The organism is Streptomyces spinoverrucosus (genome assembly GCF_015712165.1).
GTDB lineage: Bacteria > Actinomycetota > Actinomycetes > Streptomycetales > Streptomycetaceae > Streptomyces > Streptomyces spinoverrucosus_A.
In genome coordinates, this window is record NZ_JADPZX010000001.1 from 656744 (window position 1) to 670660 (window position 13917).

Below are 13917 nucleotides of genomic sequence, written 5' to 3' on the forward strand. Positions count from 1 at the left end.
AACGGCTTACTTGATCCAGGCGTCCACCTTGTCGCGGTTGGCCTCGACCCACTTCTTCGCCGCCGCCTCGGGGGTCATCTTGTCCACCGCGATGTACTTGGCCACGACGTTCTGGTCGTCGTTGGTCCAGGTGAAGTTCTTCACCAGGTCATAGGCCGGGCTGCCCGACTCGGCGAACTTCTTGCTGACGATCTTGTCGAGCTTGTACACGGGGTAGTCGCAGTCGACCTTCTCGGCGTCGGCGTCGCAGCCCGTCTCGTACTCGGGCAGCTTGACCTTCTTCAGCGGCACCTCGGACATGAACCACTGCGGCTCGTAGAAGTAGCCGATCACCCATTCCTTGTCCTTCTCCGCCTTGCGGAAGGCCTGGATGAGGGCGGTCTCACTGCCCGCGTACACGACCTTGTAATCCAGCTTCAGGTTCTTCACCAGCGCCTCGTCGTTGGTGACGAACGACGGGTCGCCGTCGAGGAGCTGGCCCTTGCCGCCGGACTCGGATGTCTTGAACTCGGCCGCGTACTTGTTGAGGTTGTTCCAGTCGAGGATGTCCGGGTGCTCCTTGGCCAGCCACGGCGGCACGTACCAGCCGATGAGGCCCTCGTTGCCGGTCGGGCCGGCGTCGACGGCGGTCTTCTGGTCGGAGATGTACTTCTTCTTCAGGTCGTCGTGACCCCAGTTCTCGACGACGGCGTCGACCTCGCCCGTCCCGAAGCCCTGCCAGGCGATCTCTTCCTTCAGGTCCTTCTTGGTGACCTTGCAGCCCAGATCCTGCTCCGCGACGTACGCGATGACGGCCGCGTTGGCCTCGTAGCCCACCCACGGGTTGACCGCGAGGTTGAAGCTACCGCACGTGCCGGAGCTGCCCGAGCCGCCGGCCTCCGAGGAGCTGTCACCGACCTTCGCACCGCCGCAGGCGGTGAGGGTGAGACCGAGGACCGCTATGCCGGCCGCGCCGACTCTCCATTGTCTTGCTTGCCTTGCCATGGTCAGTTGCTCCTTACGCGCTGGTACGCCGCGCCGCTGCCTGAGTGATCCGGTCGAACATGACTCCGAGAAGGACGATGGCGAGCCCTGCGGCGAGCCCCTTCCCGAACAACTGCCCCTGCGAGAAGCCGGCCACGACGTCGTAGCCGAGGGCGCCCGCTCCCACCAGGCCGCCCACCACAACCATCGACAGCACATAGATCAGGCCCTGGTTGGTCGCGAGGGTCAGGGCGCCGCGTGCCATCGGCAGTTGGACCTTGGTGATGATCTGCCAGGTGTTGCACCCGGCGGAGGTGGCCGCCTCCACGGTGGTCGCGGGCACGTTCCGCACCCCGTCCGCGATGATCTTCATGGCGACGGGAGCCGCGTAGACGACGGCGGCGACGATCGCCGTGAAGCGCGTCGCGCCGAACAGCGCGAGGAACGGCACGAGATAGACGAACGGCGGCATGACCTGTGCCGCGTCCAGGGTGGGTCGCAGCATCCGGTCCACCAGCGCGCTGCGCCCCATCCATACGCCGAAGACGACGCCGAGCAGCATCACGAGCACCGTGGCGACGACGGTCGACGCCAGCGTCGTCATGCTGTCCGACCACACCCCGGTGGCGACCAGCAGGCCCACGCACACGGCCGTGGTGATGCCGGCGCGCCAGCCGCCGAAGACGATGCCGAGCGCGATCAGAGCCGCGCCGACGAGCCACCAAGGGGAGTCGGTGAGCAGTGTCTGGAACGGGTTGAGCAGGCCGTTGGTGATGGCGTCGCGGAAGGCATTGGTGATGCCCGACAGGTTGTCCTGCGCCCAGGTGGTCACGGTGTCCGCCCCGCTGGAGATGGCACTGCCTGTGCCTCCCTCGCCGGGGAACTCCGCCGCCCATATGTAGGTGTGCGAAAGGTAGATCAGGACGGCGGTGACCGCCGCACCCGCGCCCAGCAGCGGGCGCCGCCAGGTCAGGAAGCGGTTCTTCGAACGCCGGGCGGCCTCCTCGCGTGCGCTCGCCGCGGTGGTGACCCGGTCCAGCACGATGGCCAGGACGACGATGGCAAGACCCGCGTTGAAGGCCGTGCCGACATCGAGCGACTCGAGTGCCTGCATGACGGTCTTGCCGAGGCCGGGCGCGTCGATCAGGGCGGCGATGGTCACCATGGCCAGGGCGGCCATGATGGTCTGGTTGACGCCCATCACCACGGTCCGCTTGGACATCGGCAGAAGGACCTTCAGCAGGGCCTGCCTTCGCGTCGCACCCAGCGAGTCGGCAGCCTCCACCGTGGTCGCCGGCACGGAACGGATCGCGTGCGCGGTGATGCGTATCGCGGGCGGTGCCGCGTAGATCACGGTGGCGATGGTGGCCGAGGCCGGGCCGATGAGGAAGAAAAGCGTCAGCGGGGCCAGATAGACGAAGGTCGGCATCGTCTGCATGAAGTCCAGGAAGGGCGTGATGATCCGGTTGAACCGGTCGGACAGCCCTGCCCACACGCCCAGCGGGATCGCGAACAGCAGCGCCACGAAGACTGCCGAGACGGTGAGCGCCAGGGTGTCCATGCTCTCCTGCCACAGTCCCTGCAGGCCCAGGAAGATGAAGCCGGCCACCGCCAGCAGCGCTACCCGCCAGTTGCCCACCGCCCAGGAGACGAAGCCCGCGACGCCGACGACACCGAGCCAGCCGATCTGCGGGACGGGCCGGTCGGCGGACGGCTGTGAGATCAGCTCCTGCACGAAGGTCACCAGGGTGTCGATGACCAGGCGGATCTCGTTGAAGAAGTAGAGGAAGAGCGGGTTGGAGTTGCGGTTCGCGCCGATCGAGTCGTTGACGTCGTTGAACCATCGGTGCAGATCGGTGAGATCGGCCGCCGCCAGGGCGAGGGTCTGCTTGCCACGCAGGACCAGGAACAGCACCAGCCAGACGACCAGGACGGCGCCGACCACCATGGACCGGCTGACCTTGCGTTCCTCTTTGACGGGCGCCGCCGGTCCGGCTTCCCGCGTCTTCTCGGGTTTCTCCACGGCGACGGTCATCACGCGCCGCCTTCCTGCCCGGCTACCACCGCGAGGATCTCCTCGTCGCCGACGATGCCGAGCAGCTTGCCGTCCTCGACGACCTTGACCGGCTTGTCGGCCGCGAGCACCGCCCGGGTGGCCTCCTTCACCACGACGTCCGGGCCCAGCTCGGGTCCGTCCAGGGCGTCGCCGTCCTCCACCGGGCGCATGATCCAGCGCAGGGTGAGCACATCGCCGCGCGGTACGTCCTTCACGAACTCGCGGACGTAGTCGTCCGCCGGGGCTCCTACGAGTTCGTCGCCGGTGCCGCACTGGACCATCTTGCCGTCGCGCATGATCAGGATGCGGTCGCCCAGCTTGAGTGCCTCGGAGAGGTCGTGGGTGATGAACACCATCGTCTTGCCGACCTCGTGGTGCAGCCGGATGACCTCGTTCTGCATGTCGCGGCGGATCAGCGGGTCGAGCGCCGAGAACGGCTCGTCGAAGAAGAGCACGTCCGGATCGCCGGCCAGCGCCCGGGCGAGGCCCACACGCTGCTGCATACCGCCGGACAACTGGTCGGGGTAGGAGTTCTCGTACCCCTCGAGGCCGACCAGCTCGACAACCTCCTGAGCCCGCCTGACGCGCTCGGCCCTGCCCATGCCCCGGATCTCCAGCCCGAACGCAACGTTGTCGACGACGCGGCGGTGTGGCAGCAGACCGAAGTGCTGGAAGACCATGGAGAACTTGCGGCGGCGCAGCTCGCGCAGTCGCCTGTCGTCGGCCTGGCGGATGTCCTCGCCCTCGAAGACGACCTCACCAGCGGTGGGTTCGATCAGCCGGGTCAGACATCGCACCAGCGTCGACTTGCCCGAACCGGACAGGCCCATGACGACGAAGACCTCGCCGGGCGAGACGTCGAAGTGGACGTCGCGTACGGCGGCGGTGCATCCGGTGCGGTCCATGAGCTCACGGCGAGTGAGCCCGCGCAGTTCCTCGGAGTCCGGCACCAGTTCGGCTTTCGGTCCGAACACCTTCCACAGCCTGCGCACGGAGATGACCGGTGTGGAGCCCGAGTCCTGGGGCGTGCCGCGCCGCTGCGGCACCTCGGTCTGTGTGGTCACGTTCGACCTTCTTTCGGCGTTCAGCCGCGGAACCAGTACTGCGGCCGGGGTTGGATGTTCTGCCAGATGTGCTTGGGCTCTCGGTACTCGTTCAGGCCGGTCGGTCCCAGTTCCCGGCCCACGCCCGAATGCCCGAAGCCACCCCATTCCGCTTGCGGCACATAGGGGTGGTAGTCGTTGATCCACACCGTGCCGTGACGCAGCCGCCGGGCGACCCGCTGTGCTGTGCCGGAGTCCTGCGTCCAGACGGCGCCGGCGAGCCCGTACTCGGTGTCGTTGGCGATGCGTACGGCGTCGTCCTCGTCGGTGAAGCGCTCCACGGTGAGCACGGGCCCGAAGGACTCCTCGTGCACCACGCGCATGTCCTGTCGGCACTCGTCGAGCACGGTGGGCAGGTAGTAGTGGCCGTTCGCCAGCGCGGGGTCGTCGGGCCGGGCACCGCCGCAGCGCAGTACGGCACCCTCGGCCAGGCCGGAGGCGACGTACGCCTCGACCTTGTCCCGGTGCTGTGCGGAGATCAGCGCCCCGGTCTCGGCCTCGGGGTCGAAGGGGCCGCCAAGGCGGATCCGCCGGGCGCGGCGGACGACCTCATCGACGAAGCGGTCGTGCAGGGAGTCCTCGACGATCAGCCGGGCCCCGGCCGAGCAGACCTGCCCCGAATGCAGGAAGACGGCCGTGAGGGCGAAGTCGACGGCCGTCTCGAAGTCGGCGTCGGCGAAGACGACGTTGGGGTTCTTCCCGCCCAGCTCCAGCGCGACCTTCTTCACGGTCGCGGCGGCGGTGGCCATGATCCGCTTGCCGGTCTCCAGGCCTCCGGTGAAGGAGACCATGTCCACGGCCGGGTCCTCGGACAGTGGTGCGCCCGCCTCGGGCCCGGCGCCCAGAACGAGGTTCGCGACGCCGGCCGGGAGCCCTGCCTCCTCCAGCGCCTTCATCAGCAGGATGGAGGTGGAGGGGGTGAGCTCGCTGGGCTTGAGGACGATGGTGTTGCCGGCCAGGAGCGCCGGGGCGACCTTCCAACTGGCTTGCAGCAGCGGGTAGTTCCAGGGGGTGATGAGCCCGCACACACCGACCGGCTCGTAGCCGACCCGGCTGACGGCGTCGTCGCGGCCGGTGTCGATCACGCGGCCGGCGTCGGCGCCCGCGAGCCCGCCGTAGTAACGGAAACAGGAAACGACATCGGCGATGTCGTACTCGCTCTCCACCAGCCGCTTTCCGGTGTCCAGCGACTCGGCTCGGGCGAAGTCCCTGGCGTCGCGCTCGAGGATGTCGGCGGTGCGCAGCAGCAGCGCGCCACGCTCCCGCTCAGGGGTGCGCGACCAGGGCCCCTCGTCGAAGGCGCGGCGGGCCGCGGCGATCGCCGCCACGGCGTCCGGACGCGTCCCTTCCGAGACGGTCGCCGCGAGCGTGCCGTCGGCGGGACAGCGGATGTCCCGGTGCCCACCGGCGACCGGATCCCGCCATTCGCCATCCACATACAGGTCTGCCACGCGACGAGCACCTTTCAGTGGAAATTCGTTGCGCATCGTGCACCCGATTGCTTGTGGTGGAACACAGTGTCGAATGGACGGTCCGTCGTCAAGAGGTTGGCGGATGACGATTTCACCATGCGCGCCTTTACCCACCCGCCCTTGACCGCAAGCGGCACCGAGCCGACCATGTTGCGTATCGCTCACCATGTTGTGCAATGCGCACCGACGGAGGCCGCCCATGTCCCCCCGACCCCGCCCTGGCCGTGAGTACGTCCTGACCCTCTCCTGTCCCGACAGCGCGGGACTGGTTCACGCTGTGAGCGGCTTTCTCGTCAGGAACTCCGGAAACATTTTGGAAAGCCAGCAGTTCGACGACCGACTTCAAGGTCGCTTCTTCATGCGGGTGCACTTCGACGTTTCCGATCCGAACGTCGAACTGGAAAATCTGCGTTACCGGTTCGGTCCCGTGGCCCAGGCCTACGGCATCTCGTGGACCCTGAGTGAAGCGGCCACGCCGACCCGGACGCTGATCATGGTGTCCAAGTTCGGCCACTGCCTGAACGACCTGCTCTTCCGCAGGCGCACCGGCGCCCTCAACATCGAGATCCCCGCGATCGTCTCCAACCACCGGGACTTCGAGGGGCTCGCGGAAACCTACGGCGTCCCCTTCCACCACATCCCGGTGGCCAAGGACACCAAGCCCGAGGCTGAGGCACGGCTGATGGAGCTGGTGCGCGAGCTGGACATCGACCTGGTGGTGCTGGCCCGCTACATGCAGATCCTCTCCGACGACCTGTGCAAGCAACTGGAGGGCCGCGCCATCAACATCCACCACTCCTTCCTCCCCAGCTTCAAGGGCGCCCGCCCCTACGACCAGGCCTATCAGCGCGGAGTGAAGCTCGTCGGCGCGACGGCTCACTACGTGACGTCGGACCTGGACGAGGGCCAGATCATCGAGCAGGACGTGGTCCGGGTGGACCACTCGCTCGACCCGGGCGAGCTGGTCACGGTCGGGCGCGACGTGGAAGCACAGGTGCTCGCGCACGCGGTGAAGTGGCACAGCGAGAGCCGCGTCATGGTGGACGGCAACCGCACGGTGGTCTTCCGCTGAGCCGTACGCACAGGGGCGGGACCGGATTCCGGTCCCGCCCCTGTCGTATACGGTCCCGGGCGCGCCGTCCCCCGGTCACGACTCCTGCTGGAGGAAGGCGATGAGCGCGGCCGTGAGCTCCGCGGGGGCGTCCTCCTGGACGAGGTGGCCGGCGCCGGCGATCTGTTCGAACCGCGCGCCGGGAATCAGAGCGGCGAGCTCCCGCCCCTTCGCGACCGGGATCCAGGTGTCGTCCTCGCCCCAGCAGACGAGCGCGGGGATGCCGATTTCGCCGTACCGGCCCTGGATCTCATCGGTGTAGCGCTGGTCGGCCTGGGCGATCTGCCGGTAGAAGGCCGCCTGGCCCGGCCCGTCCAGCCAGGGTTCGACGAGCCGGTCGAGGACCGCGGGGTGCAGACCAGGACTGCTGGCGGAAGTGACGTACTCACGCACCAGGGCGGCGTGGAGCGCCGACGGCAACTGCTCGAAGACGTCGGCGTGCTCGCCGACCAACCGGAAGAACGGCGAACCCCACGGTGCCAGCGCGACCGGATCCACCACGGCGAGGGCCCGGTAACGGGCACCGTGCAGCAGGTGCGCCCTCAGGGCGACGGCGCCGCCGAAGTCGTGGGCCACCATGAGCGGTTCCGCAAGGCCCCAGTGGCCCAGGAGTTCGGTGAGGACGCGGCCCTGGGCCGCCAGCGACACATCATGCCCCGCGGCCTTCTCGGAGGCTCCGTAGCCGGGCATGTCCCAGACGAACACCTGATGGTGGCGGGTGAGCGAGCGGGCCACGGCACGCCAGACGTACGACGAGAAGGGGGTGCCGTGCAGCAGGACGACCGGGGGCCGGCCGGGCTGTCCCAGCCGGTCCCAACGGACGTCACCTGATGAACTGCTGAAGGTTCGGGTCAGCTTCCAATCGATGTCCGTTGCCATCCTTCTCCCGGTTCAGCCGCCCACCCGGTCCAGCAGCGCGCGGCGCCACCGCTCCGTCTCGGCGATCTGGTTGAACGTGAACAGGTGCAGGCCGGCCACCCCCGCCGAGGGTGCGGTGAGAGCCTCCTCGGTGCGGGTCAGCAGCCTCTCGGGGGCATACCCGCCGGGGGCCGCGAAACGCGCGAACCATGAGGCGTGCTTCGTCAGGAAGCGCGTCGACTCCCCCACGCCGATCTTCGTGGCCATCGCCAGCAGCTTCGCCCGCTGTACGGGCCCGGCGACACCCACGTACAAAGGCAGCGTGACGTCCCGGCGCCGTACACGCACGATCCACTCCCGCAGCACCCTCGGATCGAAGCACAGGTTGCTCACGATGTACGTGGCGTGCTCGCGCTTGTCCCACATCGCCTGGATGGTGACGTCGTCGTGGATGAGCGGATGACTCTCGGGATAGCCGGTGACGCCGACGCGGGCGAAGGGGCTGCCCAGCTCGCTCAGCCTGCGCAGCACCGGCAGTGCCCCGTCGTAGACCCCGGCGGGCGGGTCGGCGTCGCCGGCCGGGACGAAGACGTCGTCCACGCCCGCCTCGCACAGCCGGCCCGTGACCTCTTTGAGGTGCAGGTCGTCCCGCAGCAGCCGTGCAGGCACATGCGGGGCGACCCGGTAGCCGTGCGCCGCGAGCCGGCCGGCGAGGTCGAGGGTCGGTTCCAGGCCCTTGACCGGCGACGCCGTCACGGTGACGACGACGTCGCGCGGGACGTGGGCGAGGACCTTGTCCTCGGTCGCCTTCGCGGGCAGCACCTCGTAGCGGACGCTGTTCAGCAGTGCGCGGAGCCCGGTGGCCGCCAACTCCTACTCCGCCTGCTTCTGGACGTCACGGTGGCGGTAGTACGCGGCCTTCGACGGCGCGAGCGGCTCCTTGCCGAGGATCAGGTCGGCGGCCTTCTCGGCGATCATCATGACCGGGGCGTAGATGTTGCCGTTGGTGACGTACGGCATCACCGACGCGTCCACCACACGCAGGCCCTCCACGCCGTGCACCCGCATGCCGGCGGGGTCGACGACGGCCATCTCGTCGGTGCCCATCTTGCAGGTGCAGGACGGGTGCAGGGCGGTCTCGCCCTCCTTGGCGACCCAGGCGAGGATCTCCTCGTCCGTCTCCACCTTCGGGCCGGGCGAGACCTCACCGCCGTTGTAGGGGGCGAGCGCGGGCTGGTTGAGGAGCTTGCGGGCCACCCGGATCGCCTCGACCCACTCACGGCGGTCCTGCTCGGTGGAGAGGTAGTTGAAGCGCAGCGCCGGGTGTTCGCGCGGGTCCTTGCTCTTGATCTTCACCGAGCCGACGGCGTCCGAGTACATGGGCCCCACGTGCACCTGGTAGCCGTGGTCACCGGCGGGCGAGGAGCCGTCGTAGCGGACCGCGACCGGCAGGAAATGGAACATCAGGTTGGGGTAGTCGACGTCCTCGTTGCTGCGGGCGAAGCCGCCGGCCTCGAAGTGGTTGGTGGCGGCCGGACCCTTGCGGAAGAGCCACTGCAGTCCGATGAAGGGGGCGCGCCACTTCGCCATGTACGGCTGCATGGAGACGGGCTGCTTGCAGGCGTACTGGACGTAGACCTCCAAGTGGTCCTGCATGTTCTCGCCGACGCCCGGCAGGTCGTGGACGACGTCGATGCCGAGGGCGCGCAGTTCCTCGGCGTTGCCGACGCCGGAGAGCTGGAGCAGCTGCGGGGAGTTGATGGCGCCGCCGCAGAGGATGACCTCCCTGGCACGGACCTGCTGGAGTGCGCCCCGGCCGCGCTGGAACTCGACGCCGACGGCGCGCTTGCCCTCGAAGAGGACGCGCGTGACGAGGGCGCGGGTCTTGACGGTGAGGTTCGGCCGCTTCGTCGCGGGCTTGAGGTAGGCCTTGGAGGCCGAGAGCCGACGTCCGCGGTGGACATTTCGGTCGAACTCGGCGAAACCTTCCTGTCGATAGCCGTTGACGTCGTCAGTGGGCGCGTACCCCGCCTCCTGGGTGGCTTTGAGGAAGGCGCCGAAGAGGGGGTTGGTCGCCGGGCCGCGCTCGAGGACGAGGGGGCCGTCGTGGCCTCGGAACTCGTCGTCCGGATCGGCCGCCAGGCAGTTCTCCATGCGCCGGAAGTAGGGCAGACAGTGTGCGTAGTCCCACGTCTCCATGCCGGGGTCGGCCGCCCAGCGTTCGTAGTCCATGGGGTTGCCGCGCTGGAAGATCATGCCGTTGATGCTGCTGGAGCCGCCCAGCACCTTGCCGCGCGCGTGGTAGACGCGCCGGCCGCCCATGTGGGGCTCGGGCTCGGACTCGTACTTCCAGTCGTAGAACCGGCTGCCGATCGGGTAGGTCAGCGCCGCGGGCATGTGGATGAAGACGTCCCACGGATAGTCCGAGCGGCCCGCCTCCAGGACCAGGACCCGGTTGGCCGGGTCGACGGAGAGCCTGTTCGCCAGTGCGCTGCCGGCCGATCCGCCGCCGACGATGACGAAGTCGTACTGCACAGGAGCCATGGTGCCTCGCCTCGCTCGCGCCGTAGATGTGCGAGGCATGCTAGCGCCGGTATCGCCATACGCACCAGGTTGCGAAGTGCGCAACTTCCAACGACTTCATTACGCGACAGTTACTTGTCGTTACGTTGTTTACTACGCGTATAGTTTCACTGTGAGCAACTACAGCCCTGACACGGAAACGTCAAACTCGCAAACCGGCGGCGTGCAGTCGGTAGACCGAGCCATCAGCGTCCTGGAGATCCTCGCCCAGCGCGGCGAGGCGGGCGTCAGTGAGGTGGCGGGCGAGATCGAGGTGCACAAGTCCACCGCCTTCCGGCTGCTCGGAGCCCTGGAGGCGCGCGGCCTGGTGGAGCAGGCCGGGGAGCGCGGCAAGTACCGGCTCGGCTTCGGCATCGTCCGCCTGGCCGGCGCGGTCACCGGCCGTATCGACATCACCCAGCAGGGCCGTCCGGTCTGCGAGCGCCTCGCCGAGGAGATCGGCGAGACCGTCAACATCGCCGTCATGCAGGAGCACTACGCGATCAACCTGTACCAGGTGCGCGGCCCCGGAGCCATCACCGCGCACAACTGGGTCGGCCAGCTGACTCCCCTGCACGCCACCTCCAGCGGCAAGATCCTGCTGGCGTACATGCCCACCAAGGAGCGCGCCGCGCTGCTGACCGCCGCCGGTATGAAGAAGGTCACGCCGCGCACCATCACCACGAAGACGAAGCTCGAGAAGAATCTCGCCGAGGCGCGGGAGCGCGGCTACGCCTTCACCCTGGAGGAGCTGGAGGTCGGTCTGCACGCGATGGCCGCGCCGGTCCGTAACCGGGAGGGCGAGGTCATCGCCGCGCTCAGCGCCTCCGGACCCGCCTACCGGTTCACCGAGGAGCGCCTCCACGAGCTCTCTTCGGTGCTGCTCAAGGGCGCCGAGGAGATCAGCTACCGGATGGGCTACCTGGGCTGAGTCACCCCTGAGGGGTCCCCAGGCGCTCGTTCACCCAGTCGTGGAACGCGCCGATGTGGTGCTCACTGGGCACCAGCACGCCACCCTTGGCGTACATCCGGGAGCTCATTCCGGGCTGCGTGCGCTCGCAGGCGTCGAAGTCCTGCTGGTTGACCCGGTGGAAGAGTTCCACGGACCGGCTCACATCCTTGCCGCTCTCGACGACATGCGGCAGATACAGCCAGTCGCACTCGACGATCGTGCGGTCCACGGACACCGGATACATCCGGTGGAAGATCACGTGGTCGGGCACGAGATTGATGAACACCTGGGGCTTGACGGTGATCGCGTAGTAGCGGCGGTCCTGGTCGTCCGCGACCCCGGGAATACGATCCAGGCCCTCGGAGCCGTCGACGGTGAAGCCCTGGACGTCCTCGCCGAACTCCGCGCCGTGACCCACGTAGTACTGGGCGGCGTAACCGTCCGCGAACTCCGGCAGCACCTCGGTGAGTTCGGGGTGGATCGTGGCGCAGTGGTAGCACTCCATGAAGTTCTCGATGATGAGCTTCCAGTTCGACTTCACGTCGTAGACGATCCGCTTGCCGACGGAGAGGTTCTCGATGCCGTAGCGCTCGATCGACTCGACGTCGCCGAGACGGGCGACCACCTCACCGATGATGTCCTCCTCGAAGGAGGGGGGGTTCTCCGCGAGGCAGACCCACACATAGCCGAGCCATTCGCGCACGGCCACACCCACCAGGCCGTACTCGGTACGGCCCACGTCGGGCATCTTGGTGAGGTTGGGCGCCGCGACGAGCTTTCCGTTCAGGTCGTACGTCCAGGCGTGGTACGGGCACTGGAAGGCCCGCTTCACCTCGCCGGTCTCCTCGGTGCACAGCCTCGCGCCCCGGTGCCGGCACACGTTGAAGTACGCACGGATGCTGTTGTCCCGCGCCCGGGTGACGAGGATGCTCTCGCGACCCACGTCGACGGTGCGGAAGGCACCGGGCTTCGCCAGCTCGGCGGCGCGCGCCACGCAGAACCACATGGTCTCGAACATGCGCTCCTGCTCCTGGGCGAAGATTCCCGGATCCGTGTAGGAGGAGCCGGGGAGAGTGGCGATCAAGCTGTCCGGCAGGCTGGTCGAGGTCACGGTGCACTCCTCGGGAGAACGTCGTGGAGGGGTCATTCACGCGCCGGGAAGAGCGACTCCGGACGGCGTTGTATATGAAGCAACACTGCGTGCGATGCGCAACCGAAGCATGAGATGCCGCAGGGGCGGTGTCAAGATGCGGGCGGTGTCAGGATGCGGTGGCCGCGAGTTGCTTGCGCCGACGCATGAACAGCCGCGGCTGGTTCATCCCGAGCACGGCGACCGGGTCCCCGGCCCGCCGGTAGACAGCCAGGACATCGCGGTCGTCCGCGGTGCCGGCCTCGATGGTGACGCTGTCCGCGCCGGCCGCGTGACCGGCGAACTGGATCTTCACCCCGTACTGGTCGGACCAGAAGTACGGCGGCCGGGGCACACCCGGTTTCACCGCACCGGCCGCCAGCAGCGTGGCGACCGCGGCGTCGGGCCGTTCCCGGGCGCCGGTCCAGTGCTCGACGCGGCGATGGAAACCCGCGCGCGGGTCGTACCAGTTGGCGCAGTCACCGACCGCGACCACGCCGGCCAGGCTGGTGCGGCCGTCCGCGCCGCACTTGACGCCGTTGTCGAGGACGATGCCGGAACCTTGCAGCCACTCGACGTTCGGGCGTGCGCCCACACCGACGACGACGATGTCGGCGGGGATGCTGCGGCCGTCCTCCAGCAGGACGGCGTCGACGCGGGTCTCCCCGCTCAGCCCCTTGACACCCACCCCGCACTCCAGGGGTACGCCGTGGTCGGCGTGGAGGGCGGAGACGATGGCGCCCATGGTCTCGCCGAGCGGTCCGGCGAGCGGCGTCGGGGCGGCCTCGACGACGGTGACGTCGAGGCCGAGGGCGTACGCGGTGGAGGCGACCTCGGCTCCGATGAAGCCTCCGCCGATCACCACCAGCCGTCCGCCGCGGGCCAGTTCGTCCCGTAGGGCGCGGGCGTCGTCCAGGGTGCGCAGGGTGTGCACGCCGGCCAGTCCCTCGGAGCCGGGGAGGGTGCGGGCCGCCGCGCCGGTCGCGATGACGACTCCGTCGGCGGACACCTCCCGTCCGTCGGCGAGCCGGATGGCACGCCGCGCGTGGTCGAGTCCGGCGGCACGGACGCCGAGCAGCCACTCCGCCCCGAGGTCCTCGCCGTCGGCCTCCAGGGCGAGTTCGGCCTCGCCGAGCCTGCCGGCCAGGAACTCCTTGGACAGCGGGGGCCTGTCATACGGGCGGTGGAGCTCGTCCCCGATGACGACCAGCCGGCCGTCGTAGCCCTGCTTCCGCAGTGAGCGCGCCGCCGACAGTCCGGCCAGCGAGGCGCCGACCACGGCGACGGTCCTCACGCGGGACCCCCGGCGAGCCGCGCCGAGATGCAGGGCGGCAGGTTGGGCGCCTCGGTGGACGGCTGGACGTAGATCATGCCGTCCTCGACGACGACCTCGTGCGTCCGGACCGGAAGCTTGGCCGGCGGGGCGTCCACCGCACCGGTCCTCAGGTCGAACTTCGAAGCATGCAGCGGGCATTCCACCTCGCAGCCCTCCAGCCAGCCGTCGGCGAGCGACGCATCCTGGTGGGTGCAGGTGTCGTCGATGGCGAAGAGCTCGCCGTCGTCGGTGTGGAACACCGAGACCGGCGGATCGATGTCGAGCCGGTGGGCCTCGCCTCGGGGGAGATCCTCGAGACGGCACGCGGGAATCATCATGACACCTCGGTGCGTATAACGAAACGGATTGCGGTAAGCGCAACATCAGTCTGAGGTC

12 protein-coding genes are annotated in these 13917 nt (G+C 68.6%); 2 read left to right on the plus strand and 10 right to left on the minus strand.

Annotation, left to right across the window (positions count from 1 at the left end):
• Positions 1–6: 6 nt before the first annotated feature.
• Genes I2W78_RS03040 through I2W78_RS03055 form a run of 4 tightly spaced genes read right to left on the minus strand, consistent with a single transcriptional unit; the run spans position 7 to position 5573 of the window.
• Positions 7–984, minus strand: coding sequence for an ABC transporter substrate-binding protein (locus tag I2W78_RS03040; RefSeq protein WP_196456686.1), 978 nt, complete (start codon positions 982–984; stop codon positions 7–9).
• Positions 985–997: 13 nt separating this feature from the next.
• Positions 998–2998 (minus strand): ABC transporter permease, encoded by a 2001-nt coding sequence (locus I2W78_RS03045; RefSeq protein WP_196456688.1) that lies wholly within the window; start codon positions 2996–2998, stop codon positions 998–1000.
• Positions 2998–4083 (minus strand): quaternary amine ABC transporter ATP-binding protein, encoded by a 1086-nt coding sequence (locus tag I2W78_RS03050; RefSeq protein ID WP_196456690.1) that lies wholly within the window; start codon positions 4081–4083, stop codon positions 2998–3000. Before I2W78_RS03050 ends, I2W78_RS03045 begins: the two co-directional genes overlap by 1 nt.
• Positions 4084–4103: 20 nt before the next feature.
• Positions 4104–5573 carry an aldehyde dehydrogenase family protein gene (locus tag I2W78_RS03055; RefSeq protein WP_196456692.1) on the minus strand — a complete coding sequence of 490 codons (1470 nt, stop codon included), beginning with the start codon at positions 5571–5573 and terminating at the stop codon, positions 4104–4106.
• A gap of 220 nt (positions 5574–5793) precedes the next feature.
• Between I2W78_RS03055 and purU the strand changes: the two genes are divergently transcribed.
• Positions 5794–6666, plus strand: coding sequence for a formyltetrahydrofolate deformylase (gene purU, locus I2W78_RS03060; RefSeq protein WP_196456694.1), 873 nt, complete (start codon positions 5794–5796; stop codon positions 6664–6666).
• Positions 6667–6741: 75 nt separating this feature from the next.
• Here the strand turns inward: purU and I2W78_RS03065 are convergent, their stop codons facing one another.
• From I2W78_RS03065 to betA, 3 genes are read right to left on the minus strand one after another with little or no spacing between them, the layout of a single operon-like run.
• Positions 6742–7584 carry an alpha/beta fold hydrolase gene (locus I2W78_RS03065; protein ID WP_196456696.1) on the minus strand — a complete coding sequence of 281 codons (843 nt, stop codon included), beginning with the start codon at positions 7582–7584 and terminating at the stop codon, positions 6742–6744.
• 12 nt (positions 7585–7596) lie between these two features.
• Positions 7597–8433, minus strand: a complete 837-nt coding sequence (locus I2W78_RS03070; protein WP_196456698.1) for a 5,10-methylenetetrahydrofolate reductase — start codon at positions 8431–8433, stop codon at positions 7597–7599.
• Between the two features lie 3 nt (positions 8434–8436).
• Positions 8437–10107, minus strand: a complete 1671-nt coding sequence (betA, locus tag I2W78_RS03075; RefSeq protein WP_196456700.1) for a choline dehydrogenase — start codon at positions 10105–10107, stop codon at positions 8437–8439.
• 202 nt (positions 10108–10309) lie between these two features.
• Between betA and I2W78_RS03080 the strand changes: the two genes are divergently transcribed.
• Positions 10310–11056 (plus strand): IclR family transcriptional regulator, encoded by a 747-nt coding sequence (locus I2W78_RS03080; RefSeq protein ID WP_196456702.1) that lies wholly within the window; start codon positions 10310–10312, stop codon positions 11054–11056.
• Position 11057: 1 nt separating this feature from the next.
• Here the strand turns inward: I2W78_RS03080 and I2W78_RS03085 are convergent, their stop codons facing one another.
• From I2W78_RS03085 to I2W78_RS03095, 3 genes are all read right to left on the minus strand, one after another.
• Positions 11058–12188, minus strand: coding sequence for an aromatic ring-hydroxylating oxygenase subunit alpha (locus I2W78_RS03085; RefSeq protein WP_196456704.1), 1131 nt, complete (start codon positions 12186–12188; stop codon positions 11058–11060).
• Between the two features lie 148 nt (positions 12189–12336).
• Positions 12337–13500, minus strand: a complete 1164-nt coding sequence (locus tag I2W78_RS03090) for an NAD(P)/FAD-dependent oxidoreductase (RefSeq protein ID WP_196456705.1) — start codon at positions 13498–13500, stop codon at positions 12337–12339.
• Positions 13497–13859, minus strand: a complete 363-nt coding sequence (locus I2W78_RS03095) for a bifunctional 3-phenylpropionate/cinnamic acid dioxygenase ferredoxin subunit (RefSeq protein WP_196456706.1) — start codon at positions 13857–13859, stop codon at positions 13497–13499. The genes I2W78_RS03090 and I2W78_RS03095 overlap by 4 nt, the downstream gene beginning before the upstream one ends.
• Positions 13860–13917: the final 58 nt, after the last annotated feature.